This window comes from Streptomyces sp. SID12488, assembly GCF_010548275.1.
GTDB lineage: Bacteria > Actinomycetota > Actinomycetes > Streptomycetales > Streptomycetaceae > Streptomyces.
In genome coordinates this window covers 1-676 of the sequence record NZ_JAAGLT010000102.1, presented here as the reverse complement: position 1 = coordinate 676, position 676 = coordinate 1, and the positions used below count along the sequence as shown (strand labels likewise).

The window sequence follows — 676 nt, the reverse complement described above, 5'->3', positions numbered from 1 at the left end:
GACCAGGAAGTGCGCTGGTGCCCCGGCTGCGGGGACTACGCCGTCCTCGCCGCCGTACAGGGCTTCATGCCCGAACTCGGCCTGGCGAAGGAGAACATCGTCTTCGTGTCGGGGATCGGGTGCTCCTCCCGCTTCCCCTACTACATGAACACCTACGGAATGCACTCCATCCACGGCCGCGCCCCCACGATCGCCACCGGCCTGGCGACCTCACGACGCGACCTGTCCGTCTGGGTCGTCACCGGCGACGGCGACGCCCTCTCCATCGGCGGCAACCACCTCATCCACGCCCTGCGCCGCAACGTCAACCTCAAGATCCTCCTCTTCAACAACCGGATCTACGGACTCACCAAAGGCCAGTACAGCCCGACATCAGAGGTCGGCAAGATCACCAAATCGACACCCATGGGGTCACTCGACGCACCCTTCAACCCCGTGTCCCTGGCCATCGGCGCCGAAGCCTCCTTCGTCGCCCGCACCGTCGACTCCGACCGCAAACACCTCACCAGCGTCCTCCGCGAAGCCGCCGCCCACCCCGGCACCGCACTCGTCGAGATCTACCAGAACTGCAACATCTTCAACGACGGCGCCTTCGAAGTCCTCAAAGACCGCCAACAGGCCGAGGAAGCCGTGATCCGCCTCGAACACGGACAACCCATCCGCTTCGGAGCCGACC

The 676-nt window shown here is 65.2% G+C and carries 1 protein-coding gene; it reads left to right on the top strand.

All coding sequences use genetic code 11. The annotated features are described in order from the left end of the window. A partial coding sequence (locus G3I56_RS42685; RefSeq protein WP_164418934.1) for a 2-oxoacid:ferredoxin oxidoreductase subunit beta occupies window positions 1-676 on the top strand: 676 nt, incomplete at both ends.